The sequence below is a fragment of the Chitinophaga caseinilytica genome, assembly GCF_038396765.1.
Classification (GTDB): domain Bacteria; phylum Bacteroidota; class Bacteroidia; order Chitinophagales; family Chitinophagaceae; genus Chitinophaga; species Chitinophaga caseinilytica.
Window position 1 is genome coordinate 290,959 of record NZ_CP150096.1, and the last position, 14,268, is coordinate 305,226.

The 14,268-nt window shown below is 56.2% G+C and carries 11 protein-coding genes; 3 read left to right on the forward strand and 8 right to left on the reverse strand.

Annotated elements, in window-relative coordinates; all coding sequences use genetic code 11:
• Positions 1 to 49 precede the first annotated feature (49 nt).
• From WJU22_RS01200 to WJU22_RS01210, 3 genes are all read right to left on the reverse strand, one after another.
• Positions 50 to 649: an RNA polymerase sigma-70 factor gene (locus tag WJU22_RS01200; protein ID WP_341841482.1), complete on the reverse strand. Its 600-nt coding sequence runs from the start codon at positions 647 to 649 to the stop codon at positions 50 to 52.
• Between the two features lie 264 nt (positions 650 to 913).
• A complete protein-coding gene (locus WJU22_RS01205; RefSeq protein ID WP_341841483.1) occupies positions 914 to 2,548 on the reverse strand; it encodes an alpha-L-rhamnosidase C-terminal domain-containing protein in 1,635 nt (544 codons plus the stop codon).
• A 32-nt stretch (positions 2,549 to 2,580) separates the two neighbouring features.
• Positions 2,581 to 3,204, reverse strand: a complete 624-nt coding sequence (locus WJU22_RS01210) for a hypothetical protein (RefSeq protein WP_341841484.1) — start codon at positions 3,202 to 3,204, stop codon at positions 2,581 to 2,583.
• A gap of 144 nt (positions 3,205 to 3,348) precedes the next feature.
• Here WJU22_RS01210 and WJU22_RS01215 point away from each other — a divergent pair, with 144 nt between their 5' ends.
• Both WJU22_RS01215 and WJU22_RS01220 read left to right on the forward strand, forming a co-directional pair.
• A complete protein-coding gene (locus tag WJU22_RS01215) occupies positions 3,349 to 4,164 on the forward strand; it encodes a helix-turn-helix domain-containing protein (protein ID WP_341841485.1) in 816 nt (271 codons plus the stop codon).
• A 159-nt stretch (positions 4,165 to 4,323) separates the two neighbouring features.
• Positions 4,324 to 4,704: a VOC family protein gene (locus tag WJU22_RS01220; protein ID WP_341841486.1), complete on the forward strand. Its 381-nt coding sequence runs from the start codon at positions 4,324 to 4,326 to the stop codon at positions 4,702 to 4,704.
• Between the two features lie 52 nt (positions 4,705 to 4,756).
• Here the strand turns inward: WJU22_RS01220 and WJU22_RS01225 are convergent, their stop codons facing one another.
• Positions 4,757 to 4,969, reverse strand: a complete 213-nt coding sequence (locus WJU22_RS01225) for a dodecin family protein (protein ID WP_341841487.1) — start codon at positions 4,967 to 4,969, stop codon at positions 4,757 to 4,759.
• Positions 4,970 to 5,117: 148 nt separating this feature from the next.
• On the opposite strand from WJU22_RS01225, the gene WJU22_RS01230 reads away from it, so the two are divergent.
• Positions 5,118 to 5,846 carry a phytanoyl-CoA dioxygenase family protein gene (locus tag WJU22_RS01230; protein ID WP_341841488.1) on the forward strand — a complete coding sequence of 243 codons (729 nt, stop codon included), beginning with the start codon at positions 5,118 to 5,120 and terminating at the stop codon, positions 5,844 to 5,846.
• A gap of 53 nt (positions 5,847 to 5,899) precedes the next feature.
• Here the strand turns inward: WJU22_RS01230 and WJU22_RS01235 are convergent, their stop codons facing one another.
• The 4 genes from WJU22_RS01235 to WJU22_RS01250 form a co-directional block, all read right to left on the reverse strand.
• Positions 5,900 to 7,249, reverse strand: coding sequence for a PhoPQ-activated pathogenicity-related family protein (locus WJU22_RS01235; protein ID WP_341841489.1), 1,350 nt, complete (start codon positions 7,247 to 7,249; stop codon positions 5,900 to 5,902).
• Positions 7,250 to 7,273: 24 nt separating this feature from the next.
• The gene (locus WJU22_RS01240; RefSeq protein WP_341841490.1) at positions 7,274 to 8,971 is read right to left on the reverse strand and encodes a SusD/RagB family nutrient-binding outer membrane lipoprotein; all 1,698 of its coding nucleotides are present in this window, start codon (positions 8,969 to 8,971) and stop codon (positions 7,274 to 7,276) included.
• Between the two features lie 10 nt (positions 8,972 to 8,981).
• The gene (locus tag WJU22_RS01245) at positions 8,982 to 12,422 is read right to left on the reverse strand and encodes a SusC/RagA family TonB-linked outer membrane protein (protein ID WP_341841491.1); all 3,441 of its coding nucleotides are present in this window, start codon (positions 12,420 to 12,422) and stop codon (positions 8,982 to 8,984) included.
• A gap of 72 nt (positions 12,423 to 12,494) precedes the next feature.
• Positions 12,495 to 13,199: a FecR family protein gene (locus WJU22_RS01250; RefSeq protein ID WP_341841492.1), complete on the reverse strand. Its 705-nt coding sequence runs from the start codon at positions 13,197 to 13,199 to the stop codon at positions 12,495 to 12,497.
• Positions 13,200 to 14,268: the final 1,069 nt, after the last annotated feature.

Genomic DNA, 14,268 nt, shown 5'->3' on the forward strand with positions numbered 1-14,268 from the left:
GATAAAGACAACCGCCGGAAGCGATAGGCATAGTGGTCAGGAAAAAAATTTAACAAAATGGAAACACGAGGCAGGGCAACAGGAGGATTTCGAGGGAATGGGGGTGCCGGCTGAGCGTTTCGCGGAGGGTGCGCAGCGCCTGGATCATATGGTTTTTCACCGTACCGGTGGTGATTTGCAGCCTCCGGGCGATTTCTTCGTGCTTGACGCCCTCTTCGCGGCTGAGGAGGTAAATGGCTTTTTGCCGGGGCGGCAATTGCTGGATGGCCCGGTGCAACAGCTCCCGGGTCTCTTTCAGGGAAATATGGGATTGGGGGCTGCTGTGTGCCGGCGCTTCGTCCGTTTGCAACTGGCGGATAACGTTCTCTTCCCGCGCCATTTTCCGGAAACCGTTGATGGCGTGGTTTTGCGCCATGCGGAAGAGATAACTGCCGAAGGAATCCACGTCGCGGAGCGACTTCCGGTCTTTCCAGAGCTTCAGGAATACGTCTTGCACCACATCCTCCGCCGTGGCCGGCGAACCGGTCAGCTTGCTGATGAAGCCGTACAGCTTGAACTTGTATGCATGAAAAAGATGCGTAAACGCTAGCTCATCCCCATCTGCAGCCATTTTCAGCCATTCCTCCTCGTATTGAATAGACGTAGACAACGTGTTTAATCCCCTTTGAAATTGGTCTCGACAAATTTATCGACATTTCAATAATTGCCGCAGAACTTTTTTAGCGGGAATCTGCATGGATATCTGACTGAGAATCAAGCGATATAATTTTCATATCCCGATACATGACAATTCCTGCCGGTTGATACGGCCTAAAATTGCGGGACCGTTCCCAATTTTTGGCGAGCATCCCTCCAAAAAACGAAAGCGCCCCCGGCCGGGGGCGCCCTCTTATCGCTACAGGCTACAACGCGATCATTTCTCAGATTCGAACCGCCACTTTCCCGGCCCCACCAAAAACCGCACATATCCCCCTTCCGTCCCGAAGGGCTTCGCCGCGCCCGGTTTTGTGAAATTCCCGTTGGCAAACACCACTTTCCCGTTCATTTTGATCTTTTTAGCCGACGGTACCGCGATCACCGTGGTGGTGCCGCCGGGCGTTTCCGCATCAAGGGAGAATCGGCCGTTGCGGTTCACGAATGCGGTACGGATGGGGCCTTTGACGGAAGGTACCGTGGCGGCCGCTTCTTCCATCTTCCCGGGCCGGGGCATGATGCGGAGCGTGTCGTACCCCGGGCTCAGGGGCTCCACGCCGCAAAGGAACTGTCCCAGCACCGTGAGCCCGCCGCCGCTCCAGGCGTGGTTCACCGTTCCGCCACCGAAACCCTTCGGCCCGATGCCCCATCCTTCGAACAGGGTCGTGAACCGCGGATCGTTCACCATTTCGGAAAAACGCTCCTTGTGGCGGGCCAGCGCCTCGTCTGGCCGGCCCATCCGGAACATCGCTTCGAATACATATTTTTCCATATACGGGCTGGCATGCCTTTCCGCTGCAAATACCTGCATGATGGCCGGGTATTTCTCCGGCCCGGCAATCCCCGACACCACGGCCAGCGCCTGTGTCCGGTCGTCGGTTTTACCTTTGTAGGCGGGGTCGCGGTACGATTTCCCGTTCCAGAATCGCGCATTGAAAGCGGGATGGAATCTGGCGCGGGCGGCGGCGAACATGGCGGCGTCTGCCGGTTTGCCGAGCTCGCGGGCCATGCGCTCCATCCCGTCGAGCGCGATGTAATACCAAAGGTTGTACATGCAAAGCATATCGCGGTTATCGCCCCAATCGCCCCAGGTCCAGTCTCCCCGACGGAACTGCATCAGCCCCTGGCCGTCGGGCTCCCAGAGCTGCAGGTATTTTTTGGCGCCGTCATACAAATCCGCGATGGTGGTTTTGTCGCCGGTATTGAGGTAATACGTCCAGATGCCGTAATATCCCAGCGTGGCGAGCACCTGGCAGGGCAGTTCATCGAACCAGTTGCCGGCCGGAACGGGCGCGTAAATCTTGCCATCGGGCTGCTGCCAGGCAATGATTTCATGCAGCCATTTACGGATGAGCAGATGCGCGGAGGGCGACATCGCATAAAAAACCTCGCCGGCTTCATTGACCGCATCGCCCGTCCACTGGCCTCTTTCACGTTCCGGGCAATCCATGAAATTATCGCGCATCGTTACGTACAGGGTACGCAAAGCTTTGTCGCGGAGTTTGTTGAAAAAGGGATCGGAGCAACTGAAACTCCCCGAAAACTGCGTATCGTAGCCGGTTTCGCGGAATTTCAGGGATTTGATCTTCGTGCCTTTCGGGAACACGTAATATACTTTATGGCCGTTCATCCAGAGCAGGTGCTCATAAGCCTGCGGCCCTTCCTTCGTCAGGTATTCGGCGCGCAGGTTGGCTTCGCCGCCGCTGAAGGAAAGATAATTATCGGTGAAGATGGAAATATGCCCGCCGGCCGCGGCCTCGATGTCGAAATACGGCGTCACCTGGGCGTTGTAGGGCAGATCGCAGACGATGGTGTCGCCCGTGGCAACGATGGAAGTTTTGGGAAACTCCTTCAAGCCGTAATCTTTCCATTGCGGGATGGGCCGCGTTATAAGGGCATTCCAGGGTAAGCGCCGGCGGCCCCCAGTTCGGACGCGCCTCCCATCCACCGATCGTCTGCCGAAGGCTGCTCCCATCCTGCCCTTTCCTTCCGCGCATCGTACAACACGCTGGATTCGGACAGCCGGAAATTGGGCAGGGGCTCTCCCGCCGTCCCGAAAGCGGGCATGAGCGCGGCTTTCCATTGACGGTTACTGCGGATGGGCGTTTTCCCGGCCATGCAATCGAAATACAATCCGGCGCGGCCGCTGCTTTTGTGCGAAAATCCATCTTTCCCGAAATAGCACAACAAAATCGCGATGGTATTGCTGCCTTTTTTGAGGAAGGGCGCGATGTCTACCTTGTCTGCATACGTATCGAGCGGATTGGGGCCGCGTTTAAGACCGCCTTCGAAGACGACGGCCCGGCCATTGACCCACATCCAGTATTTGCTGTCGGCCGCGATAGTAGCGAGTGCCGTGGCGGGCACGTCTTCGAGCTGCACGGATTTTCTGAAAGCGATCCAGGTGTTGGTGGCGCTCTGGCTGCGCATGGTGGAAATCCATTGCGCCTCCTGTGCCCGGGCGCCCAGCACCATTGCCAGCATGGCCAGTATAGAGATGATAGTTTTCATAATGTGGAATTCTGCGCGCCCAATATGGGAAAAGAATCCGATAACACTATCCCGTACTGTCCGGTAGCTGCATGACATCTGCGACGAAATTTTCCCGTGCCGGCAGGATTCGGTACCTTGCCGTTGACCAGCTTTATCGGCAGCATGCAACAGTTCACCCACATCCGGGATCTCTACAAACCCGTCCAGCCCGCGGTTTCCGCGGCAGACGAGGCGGTTTCGTATGTGGAGATGCTTCCCTGTCCTGCCCTGCAGCCTTATATTTATTGTTACTGGCAGCTGAAAACGAATATGGCGGCTCTGGAACCGTTTCCGTACCGGGTGGTGGCCGATGGCTGTATGGATATTTTCTTCGTGCCGGGGAACGCTGCCGAAACCTGGTTGATGGGCATCTCGGACGCCTATACGGAGTTTCCGCTGACGGGGGATTTTCATTTCGCCGGTATTCGTTTCCTTCCCGGTATCTTTCCCCAACTCTATCACGTTCCGGCCGACGCATTTACCGGGAAAACGGAAAACCTCGCCGCCATCGATCCGGAATTGACCCGCCAACTGGCCGACCGCTGCGCCGGTATCCAACAACCGGAAGCCCTGGCGCTGGTGCTCGACGAGCTCCTGCTCGGCCTCATCGGCGGCAAAACGTTCAGTCCCGACGGGCGCTTCTACGAAGCCCTCGATCTCATCCTGCGCCACAACGGCACCATTCAACTGGAAAAGGAAATCCAGACGGGGATCAGCCCGCGGCAACTGCGCCGCATGTTCGGGCAATACGTCGGCGATACGCCCAAAGCCTTCAGCAGTATCGTCCGCTTCCAGCGGATATTGCAGGCCAAGCCTTCGTCGCGGAGCCTGCGGGAAGACAAACTTTTCTTCGACGCCGGTTATTATGACCAATCCCATTTCATCCGCGAATTCAGGCGGTTTTACGGCCTTACGCCCGGCCAGGCATGGGGTCGGTAGCATTATGTCCGTTTTGTACTATGATCCCCGACGGTACCGGCCGACCTTTGTACCGTCATCATCAAACAACCGCACATCATGCAAAAACATACCTTACTGGCGGCCATGCTGCTTTTCTCCTTACCGCTATTCGCACAAAAAAACACAAAACCTCCGACCATGAAAATGAACGCCGGGATCATCACGCCCAAACTTGCGGAAACAAAAAAATTCTACACCGAAACACTGGGTTTCGGCGTAACGTTCGAAAACGAATTCTACCTGCTCATGCACACACCGGGCCATGCGGCGGAAATCAGCTTCCTGCTGCCGAAACATCCGTCGCAGCAACCGCTGTTCCATCCGGCGTTCGGCGGCCAGGGCGTATACCTGACGATAGAGGTGGAAGACGTCGATAAAATGTATAAGGAATTGACATCCAAAGGCGTTGCGATCCGGATTGAATTGCGCAACGAGCCCTGGGGCGATCGCCACTTCGCCATCGAAGACCCCAACGGCGTCGGGATCGACATCGTGACTTACGCCCCGCCTGCACAATAAATCTGTATCCGGCCAGTTCCCCACGGAGCTGGCCGTTTCCGCTTTGCTGTTTTTAGCGATGCGCTTCGTCTATCCGGAAAGAAACCTTGCAAATACAGCCGAACGTAGTGATCTGACCGTCTTTCACATGCACCTTGATATCCTTCACGTACACGGAATCCACGTTATGAATGGTTTTGCTCACTTCCGTAACAGCATTACGGATCGCATCTTCCAGGCTTTTTTCTGACGACGCGATGATCTCGATGACTTTTACGATAGGCATAATGCAGATTTAAATGGTGATGAATGGAATTGATATAACACATCATCCCAAATAAGTGTTGACCTGCCGCCCCAATCCACGCTGAATTCAATGGACGGGTTTGTCAATTCGCTGAGGCGATGTATCCGGCGAATGCTTATTTTTAACCATGATTTCCGGCTTCCCTTCTACCTTACAGTTCTCCGAAAACGGCTTTGCCATCACGCAGCCGCTGTTCTCCGACGATCAGATCGCAGCGATCGTTCAGGCCATCGATACAACAGACCATTCCCATCCCGCTTTCCGCAAATCGGCCGATCTGTTTGCCGTGCGGCGCTTCCTGCACGAAGTGCCCGCCGTTCAGCCGCTCGTGCTCACCGACGCCTTGTTGCAACTCGTGGAAACTTTTGCGGGAAGCGGTTATCGCCCCGTTAAATCCATCTATTTCGACAAGCCCCCGGAATCGAACTGGTTCGTGTCTTACCACCAGGACCTCACCATTTCGGTCGATAAAAAATCCGACGCGGAAGGCTATGGCCCCTGGACGGTGAAGCCCGGCCAGTTCGCCGTACAACCGCCGCTTCCCATTCTTGAAAACAACCTGACGCTCCGCATCCATCTCGACGATACCGACGAGCACAACGGCGCGCTGCGCGTGGTGCCCGGCTCCCACCGCAAAGGCGTCTACCGCCCTGAAACGATCGACTGGCAGCGGGAAACGGATGTTTCCTGCGCCGTGCCCCGCGGCGGCGTGATGCTCATGCGCCCTTTGCTGCTGCACGCTTCCGGCCGCACCACCAATAACCGCCGCCGGCGCGTCATCCACATCGAATTCAGCAACAGCGTGCTGCCGGAAGGGATGCAGTGGTCGGAATTGCTGTCGGGAACTTTCGCATAAAAAAAGGGGACCTCCGCCCGGAGGTCCCCCTGTCGATTCCAAGGCGTATTTATTTACCGGACTTTTTCCGTATCTGTCAGGAATACGCGGGTGCTCACCGTGTAAGGATCACCGTTTTCCTGGCTGTATTTCAGGTCTACGTAAAATGCCTGGTAACCCGTTGCCGGCAGCGCGCGCGACACCGAAACGTTCGACGTCGCGGAAATCCCCAGGCTGGTAGACGTCCATTTGTCGTTGCGGAAATCCAGGTCGGGCGAAGTGGCCGTCCAAACCACCACGTCTTCCAGTTTATCGGAAGTAGCCTTGATGTTGAGAGTCACTTCCTTGCCTTTCTTCTTCACGGTATAGCTGCATTCGGGGTAGTGCTGTCCGTTGAAAGTGATGCCGAAAAAGGCGCTCAGCCCGTTCATCACCTGCTTTCCGTCGCCCATGTTGTGCCCGGCGTTGGGAACGTAATTGAGGAGGTATTTTCCGGGGATGTCATTGATATAATTCTTCACGTTGTCTACCACCCAGTATTCATCGTTCGTGCCCATGAACAGCATTTTCGGCATGTCCAGCTGTTTGCGGTAGCTGTATGGGTCCACCATCGCGGTGATAGCTTTTCCTTCCGCCGTGCCCGTCTGTTGCGGGATACCGAGTTTTACATAATCCTCGATCTGGATGCTGTATTCTTTCCAGGTCTCGATCTGGTAGTCGAGGCTTTTGGGCATGTTCAGGATATCGATCACCATCGGGGCGATGGCTTTCACGCGGCCGTCGCTGGCGCCGGTCAGCCAGGTGGTCCACCCGCGCTTGGAAGCGCCCGCCACCACAAACTTTTCTACGGGTTTGGAGGCGCGGCTGCGGGAAAGTTCCTGTACGGCGTCCATCGCGCGAACGGCGCTTTTCACCATCGGGAACAGCAGCGGCCATGTGTAATCTTTCGATTGTTTGAAGTTGTGCAGGGTGTAGGAAATCAGCGCATCTTCGGTGAGATCGTTGTACAGCGGCTGATTGGGCGTTTGCCGCAGCACCGCCGTAATGGCCTGCCGGTCGTGCGCGATCTGGCCGATGGCCTGGTACAATTTATCGTTGGCGCCCGTCCACCGCGGCTCCCCGTCTTTCAACGAACCGCCGGTAATGAACAGCAAAGCACCGTTATGTTTCACCGTTTTCGGGACAAAAACCATCAGCTGGTGTTTCCAGGTATGCTCGCGCCATTGTTGCGACGTGAGGGCTACGGAATAAGCGGTGATGTCGGCAACTTCGAATGAGTCGCGGACGGTCCATTGGAACGATTTGTCGTCGTTATTGAGGTACGACCGGAGGGCAGTTTCGGGCGTCACCTGTGCGCGGGCGGCGCCTGCCGCCAGAAGGGCTACCAGGAAAATGTGAAGTGTTTTCAACATGCTGTATCTCATAATGCATCGGAATTTTCGGGTTTCTTACCAGGGTTTGCCAGTGCCGCTGATGACCCAAGGTTTTGACCAGGGGCTGTTCTGCGGACCGTTGGCGCCGAAGGCGGAATAGGTGGTTATCTCCAGCTTCGCCGCGGCGGCCATGATATTGGTGTTGTTCAGGTTTCTTTCGTCGAGCATATAGTAAAAACGGACGGGTACCACAGGCCCTTTCGCATTGGGACCGGCAGTCAGCACCGGGAAACCGGTGCGTTTATAATCTGCCCAGGCTTCGGTGGCGTTCGTCCATGCCGCGATCCATTTCTGTTCGATGATCTGCCGCTGCGTTCCCTGGAAAGTTCCGGCCGGGCCGGCCAGATAGGCCGCCAATTTCGCCGTCACGCCCCAGGTCGTAAAAGACGCTTCGATCCCTTTGCGGTAATGCGTTTCCGCATCGCCCGCGGCCCAACCTTTCAGCGCGGCTTCGGCCAGGATGAAATGTACTTCCGCCGCGGAAATGAATCGTGCTTTCAACAAGGGGCCTTTCGCCTCCTTGTAAATATCGTTCAGCCACGACACATGCGCGTTGGTGGATGCCTGCGCCGCATCGTTGCTCATGTTGTACACTGCCGGGCCGGCCAGCGCGGGCGGAAGCCCCACGTAATCCACGTCCTGATCGATGTCTGCCGGCGTGAGCCCCCGGGAAGCCAGCACATCGGGCGAGATGTAGCGCACCTTGCGCGGTTCGCCGTTCACGATGGTATCCCGCGGTTGATAGATGTTCCCTGTGCCGGCGGGCTTCGTGTCATCCACCAAAAGAAAACATTCCACTTTCCTGCCCCAGACGCCCAGGCGCGGATCGCCGAGCGATTGCAGCATATTCACGAATGTACTGCACATTTTGATGCGGCGGTAGCGGCTGCCGGCTTCGCGGTCGTACGTGGCGTTAACAGGCCAGGAATCCGCGTCGCTCGTGCCGATGAACGCCATGGTAGCGTCGTCTGAAGCATTGAGGATCAATGGGTACTGATCCGGCGCCCCTACGATTTTTTCGATGCCCGGTCTGGCCACGGCGGGCAATTTTTCAGCAAGGCGCATGTAATAGCGGAGCGCGAGGGAATTGGCCATTTTCCGCCATTTGGCGGGGTCGCCCTGATAGTAGACATCTACGAGATCGATGGGTGCGGCGTATTGGTTTTTAGGTTTGGACAGGAGTTGATTGGCGCGGTCGAGGTCTTGCAGGATGCCGGTGTAGACCTGCTGCTGGGGGTCGCAGGCGGGAGCGGCGTTGCCGGAGCCTTCCTGGTCGCCGCGGAGCGCCTGGCTGTAGGGGACGTCTCCGTAGAGATCGGTCAACAGACCGAACAGCATGGCTTTCATCACCAGCGCCACGCCTTCGTGCAGCTCAAAACCCGCTGCCCTGGCCTTTTCGAGCACCAACTGGTTGTTGCGGAGGATGTCGTAATAGGCCGTCCAGCTGTTGCTGCCGCCCCAGTCGTATTCGTTGTGCGTGCCTACCCATCCGTCTTTCTGCGTATGCTGCATCACGCCGGCGAGGTCCTGGAACCCGAGGTTCACGTAATTCTTCCCCGTTTCGGTAAGCACGGTAGACAGTACGAAGCTGGGATTGGTTTTGTCGGGATTGGCGCCGTTGGGATTCTCGTTGAGCGACATGAGGTGCTTCCGGCACGATGGGCCCGCAAGCATCAGGAGGCAACATACGATGAGGGTCTGTTTGCTTTTCATGTCGAATATTTTAAAATGTCAGGTTAAGTTTGAAACCGATCGGGATCGACCAGGGCGTTACATTATACCGTTCTATGCCCTGCTTGAACTGAATCCCCGATCCCTGCACGCCCGAAGCCGGCTGGTATGCCTGTTCGGGGTCCACGCCGATCTTGGCCGCCGTCCACAAAATAATATTGCGGCTGTACACGGAAAATCCCGCGCTCCTCGCCCCGATGCGCTTCACGATGTTGCCGGGGATGTCGTAAGACAACGCCACTTCCCGCAATTTCAGGTACGACGCGGGAAACAGGAACGCACGGGTGAAAGACCAGGTGGTACTGCCTGCATACGGCAGGGTCAGCGTTCCCGGTCCGCCGAGATTTTCGGCGTAGCCGGTCGGATTGCCCTGCGGATCGAACCCGGTTGGCCGCACCCCGGGAATGAACACGCCGCCATACGGTAATGTGTACGGGCCATATGTGAAGGGATACCCGTTATATTCCGGCGTGGGCCCGCCCACCAGCGGAAAATAGTTCCCGTTGACGCGGATCAGCCTGTCCTGGTTGGCTTTCAGGTAATTGGCCAGATCTTCTCCACGCATGTTGCCCGGGTTGATCAGCTTGTCGAGGAAACGCTGCGAATTGCCGTGCTCTTCCCCGTAACGATAGGTTTGCGACACGAAATCGCCGCCGTTCCGCCAGTCAAAAGTCATCGCCAGCGAAAAACGTTTATAACTGATCGTGGTTTGGCCGCCGAGAATGAAATCAGGATTGAAGTTACCGATCTTGTTGCGGGTATTTTGCGCGTCGATCGCCTGCCATTTGCCGACCGCATCGAGGATGGGATACCCGAAATACGGCGATTTTTCGTCCTTCACCGTCACTAGTTCCGCATCGTAAATATCGCCGATGTCTTCGCCGACATACGTCCAGGCGCCGCCACGTCCTTCTTCCCACAACACGTAATACGGCATATCCTCGGTAAGACTGGCGATCCGGGTGCGGTTGCGCGTGAGGTTGAGGTTTACGTCCCACCGGAAATCCTTTTTCAGCACCGGCGTTCCGCCCAGTGTCACTTCCACGCCGCGGCTGCGCAGCAATCCGGCGTTGATGTTCTTGCTCGAATACCCCGACGACGGCGGGATTTTGGTACTGAAAATCTGGTTTTTATTTTCCACGACATAATACGTGAAGTTGAACCGGAACCGGTCTTTGAAAAGTACCACATCCGTTCCCACTTCGTACGATGTCGCGATTTCCGGTTTAAGATAAGGATTGAGCAGCGTGCCCGATGTGCCGAGCCGCGGTATATTCCCCCAGGCGCCGGCATTGTTCAGCACCGCCTGAAGTTGATAGGGCGATGCGTCGTTGCCCACTTTCGCGATGCCCGCCCGCAGTTTGATCATGTTCACGTTGCGATGGTCCCATCCCGCCAGTTTATCGGCCAGCACGCTCAGCGAAGCGCTGGGATAGAAATACGGCGCTGCGTCCGGCAGTGTGCTCGACCAGTCTGTTCTGCCCGTTATGTCGAGATAAACGCGGTCGCGGTAGCCGACGTTGGCGGTACCGTACACGCTGTGCACGCCTTTTTCGTAGCGGCTCGTCCAGGCATCGAGGTTTTCGGGAAGGATGTTTTGCAGGGTAAACACGCCGGGAACGATGAGCCCGGTGCCGGGTTTATTCGTATTGCTGACGGTTTTGCCCGTTTGATAGCGCAGGTTGCCGCCGGCGGACACGGAAAAATCGAATTGTCCCGCGCGTTGTTTGTAAGTCAGCAACGCATCGGTATTCCGCTCCATATGACTGATCCCGATGACGCCGTAAGCGCCGTTGCGGGAATCGAGGTAACTGCTGGCGATCTTCGTTTCGCGTTCTTCCCGGTACGTATCCAGCGCATAGCGGACCATGAGGCTCAGGTGCGGCGTGATCTGCCAGTCGGCATGGATGTTCCCGAAAACACGGTCGCGCACGAAGCCGTTCTGCACTTCGTACGCAAGGAACCAGGGATTATTGAAAACGCCGTTCGATTGCGTTCGCTGCTGAATCCCCTCCTGCCCCGGCATCCAGTAATCGCGCAGGTCGTTGATATTGATGTGTGGACTGAGGCTGTAAAGCCATTGCAGGGGATTGGTACCGCGGTCGCCGGCGGGGCGGTTATTGGAATTGCTCCGGCTGTAATCGACGTTTGCGCTCACGCTCAGCTTCTGGTTGAGGCGCATCGTGGCGTTCAGGTTGAGTGCGTTGCGGAAAAGGTCGGTATTGGGGATGATGCCTTTGTTCGTCATATTCGCGTACGACATCCGGTAGGCGATCAGGTCGTTATTGTTGGCGATAGATAGATTGGAAGCGGATGTGATGCCCGTGTTCACGAAATCCTTCGCATTGTCGGGGTAAGATACCAGCGGCTTGGCGACCTTTTTCCCGTTGGCATCCAGCGGGCTGTTCCACTGCACTTCCTCATAACCCATATCGAGTTGTGCGCCATAAGTGGCGTCGATGTTTTCAGAGACGAGGGAGCCGAAGGGGTTAGTGAGCATGTTGCCGCTCCGCGAAACCGGGATGCCGGAAAATTGTCCCGACCCAAATTTGGTTTGCCATTGGAGATATTTGTAAGGGATGTCGAAAACGACGTTCTGCGCGGCGTTGACCGTTAGCCGGTCTACTTTCCGGCCGGTTTTGGTGGTGATGATGACAACGCCGTTGCCCGCGCGGGAGCCGTAAAGTGCCGCGGCGCTGGGGCCTTTGAGCACGGTCACGCTTTCGATATTGTCCATATTGATATCGGAGATCGCGTTGCCGTAGTCAACTTTGTTGTTACTGCCGATCTCGCTGATATTGTTGAGGGTATTGGCGACCGGTACGCCGTCTATCACGAACAGCGGCTGATTGTCGCTGCTGAGCGATGTGGCGCCGCGGATGACCATATTTACCGAAGACCCTGTTCCGCCGGTGCTGCTGATGGTGACGCCGGCCATTTTCCCGGACATGGCGTTGAGGAAATTTTCCTGTGTTACTCGGTTGAATTCGCGGGAGCTGAGCTCTTCCACCGAGTACCCCAGTGAGCGGGTGGCCCTTCTGATGCCGAGGGCGGTGACGGTGACGGCGCCCAGTTCGCGGCTTTTCTCTTTCAGTATCACGGAAAGCGTGGCCCTTGCGGCATCCTGGATGGTGTAGTTGCGCAAGGTGTCGCGCATGTAGGCTACGTGCGAGAACACAAAATAATACGGGCCGCCGGGCGGGACTTTCGTCATAACGAAAACGCCTTTGTCGTTGGTGACGGCTTGCCCGAGTGCGCGGGCCGATTCGTTGAACAATTCAACGGCGACGCCTTCTACCGGCTGCATGGCTTCGTTCCGGACGATGCCGGTTACGGATGGGATGGCGGTGGTTTGTGCGGAGGTGGTGAAGTTCCGGCACAGCAACAGCAAGAGGAAGGCCTTTCCCGAAATAGAGCGTAAACGTGGTCTCATATCGGTAATGATTTTAAGAGTATAGGATGCGCCCTGAGCAGTGGTGCTGCCGGGAGCGGGTACGGGTGATGTTTAGGGGGAGATCAGCAAGCTGTCGCCCGAGCGGCGTATCTGCAGGTTATTCAGCACGGCGATCGTCTGCAGGAAATTGTCCAGGGATTCTTTACCGCTGTTGAACGATCCGGTGAAATACCTGTCGCGCAGCAGTGCCGGGTCGTACAGCACTTGCAGGTTTTCGCGGGATTCCAGTTGCCGGAAGAGTGTTGTGAGCGGTGTATTGTCGAAATGTATGATGGCGGTTGTAGGGATAATTTCTTTGGGGGATGGGATGGCGGCGAGGGCGGGGCTTTTGCGGGCGGGGGGCGCTGGCCGGGAGACTTGAACGGTGTGGAGGTGCGCGTCGTACCGGAGAAGTTCTCCGGGGCGGAGGATGATATCTTTTTCGTTGCCTGCCTGCACTTTTACTTTTCCGCTGATGAGGAGCACGGTGGTGGGTTTACCGGGGACCGAGTTGATTTCGAAGACGGTGCCCAGGGCGGTGGTGTTTGTTTTGCCGGCGGAGACGGTGAATGGTGCGGGGTTCCGGGCTACGTCGAACCGGGCTTTCCCGGAAAGGGTGATATTTCTTTGATGGGTTGGGAATGGATTTTTGTACCGGAGGGATGCGCCTGGTTGGAGGAGAACGCCGGAGCCGTCGGGGAGCCGGTGCGTGAGGGGTTTGCCGGTGGTGTTTTCCAGGAATCCGGCGGGCGCTTCGGCATCTTGGTTCGTTGCCACGACGGGTTTTGTGGCGGGCCGGGTTAAATACCAGGTGGCCACGGCTGCCGCGAGCATGGCCGCTACGGCAGGGAGGCGCCATCCCGGGTTCCAGCGGCTCCTGGGGCGGGGAACTTCGTTACTGCGTTCTCCGCCGATGGAATTCGATATCCATTCTTCTGATGAGACATCTGCTGTGGTGCTCCGGCTATCATTTGATGTGTTCCTCGGTTCATTGCTCAGTCCTGCGGCAAGCTCGCCTCTTGCTTTAGTATGCTGTCCATCGCAGGATGGGTTCCCTTTGTTGTTGCTTCTGCGATCATCTGATGCATTCCTCGGTTCATTGTTCAGATCTGTAACAAGTTCGCCTCTTGCTTTTGTATGCTGTCCATCGCAGGATGGGTTCCCTTTGTTGTTGCTTCTGCGATCATCTGATGCATTCCTCGGTTCATTGTTCAGATCTGTAACAAGTTCGCCTCTTGCTTTAGTATGCTGTCCATCGCAGGATGGGTTCCCTTTGTTGTTGCTTCTGCGATCATCTGATGCATTCCTCGGTTCATTGTTCAGATCTGTAACAAGTTCGCCTCTTGCTTTAGTATGCTGTCCATCGCAGGATGGGTTCCCTGCGTTATTGTTCCTGCTATCATCTGATGTATTCATTGCTGCTTTGCTCCATTCATCACCGGATGCGAACCCAGCTTCATTGCTTATTCCGTCATCAAATACACACTTGCTTATACCATCATCAAATGCAGTCATTGTTTCTTTATTCCACCCATCACCGGATGCTTCGATATGTGCTTCGATCTGCCCGTACATCGATGCGGACACACCCTCGGGCAAACGGCCCTCCGGATGAAATTGTTCCCATTGCTCTTCGGTAAGGTAGTGCTCCAGCTCGTCAGGATGCTGCAACAACCACGCCCTTACCGTAGCGGTTTCCGCTTCCGTACATTCGTTCCGGAAGTAACGCTGGATCATATGGGATGTAATTTCGGTCATCTGTACTTTGAATGTCTGATTGCTGAGGTGGGACCTATGCCAGAAGTGCCCTCCCCTAGTATTAAGTTAACTGCATCACCATGTTTAA

Excerpts from the sequence above, each read along its gene's own strand:
- WJU22_RS01210 (WP_341841484.1), bottom strand. The coding sequence starts at position 3,204 with ATGAAAACTATCATCTCTATACTGGCCATGCTGGCAATGGTGCTGGGC.
- WJU22_RS01215 (WP_341841485.1), top strand. The coding sequence starts at position 3,349 with ATGCAACAGTTCACCCACATCCGGGATCTCTACAAACCCGTCCAGCCC.
- WJU22_RS01220 (WP_341841486.1), top strand. The coding sequence starts at position 4,324 with ATGAAAATGAACGCCGGGATCATCACGCCCAAACTTGCGGAAACAAAA.
- WJU22_RS01225 (WP_341841487.1), bottom strand. The coding sequence starts at position 4,969 with ATGCCTATCGTAAAAGTCATCGAGATCATCGCGTCGTCAGAAAAAAGC.
- WJU22_RS01230 (WP_341841488.1), top strand. The coding sequence starts at position 5,118 with ATGATTTCCGGCTTCCCTTCTACCTTACAGTTCTCCGAAAACGGCTTT.
- WJU22_RS01235 (WP_341841489.1), bottom strand. The coding sequence starts at position 7,249 with ATGAGATACAGCATGTTGAAAACACTTCACATTTTCCTGGTAGCCCTT.
- WJU22_RS01240 (WP_341841490.1), bottom strand. The coding sequence starts at position 8,971 with ATGAAAAGCAAACAGACCCTCATCGTATGTTGCCTCCTGATGCTTGCG.
- WJU22_RS01245 (WP_341841491.1), bottom strand. The coding sequence starts at position 12,422 with ATGAGACCACGTTTACGCTCTATTTCGGGAAAGGCCTTCCTCTTGCTG.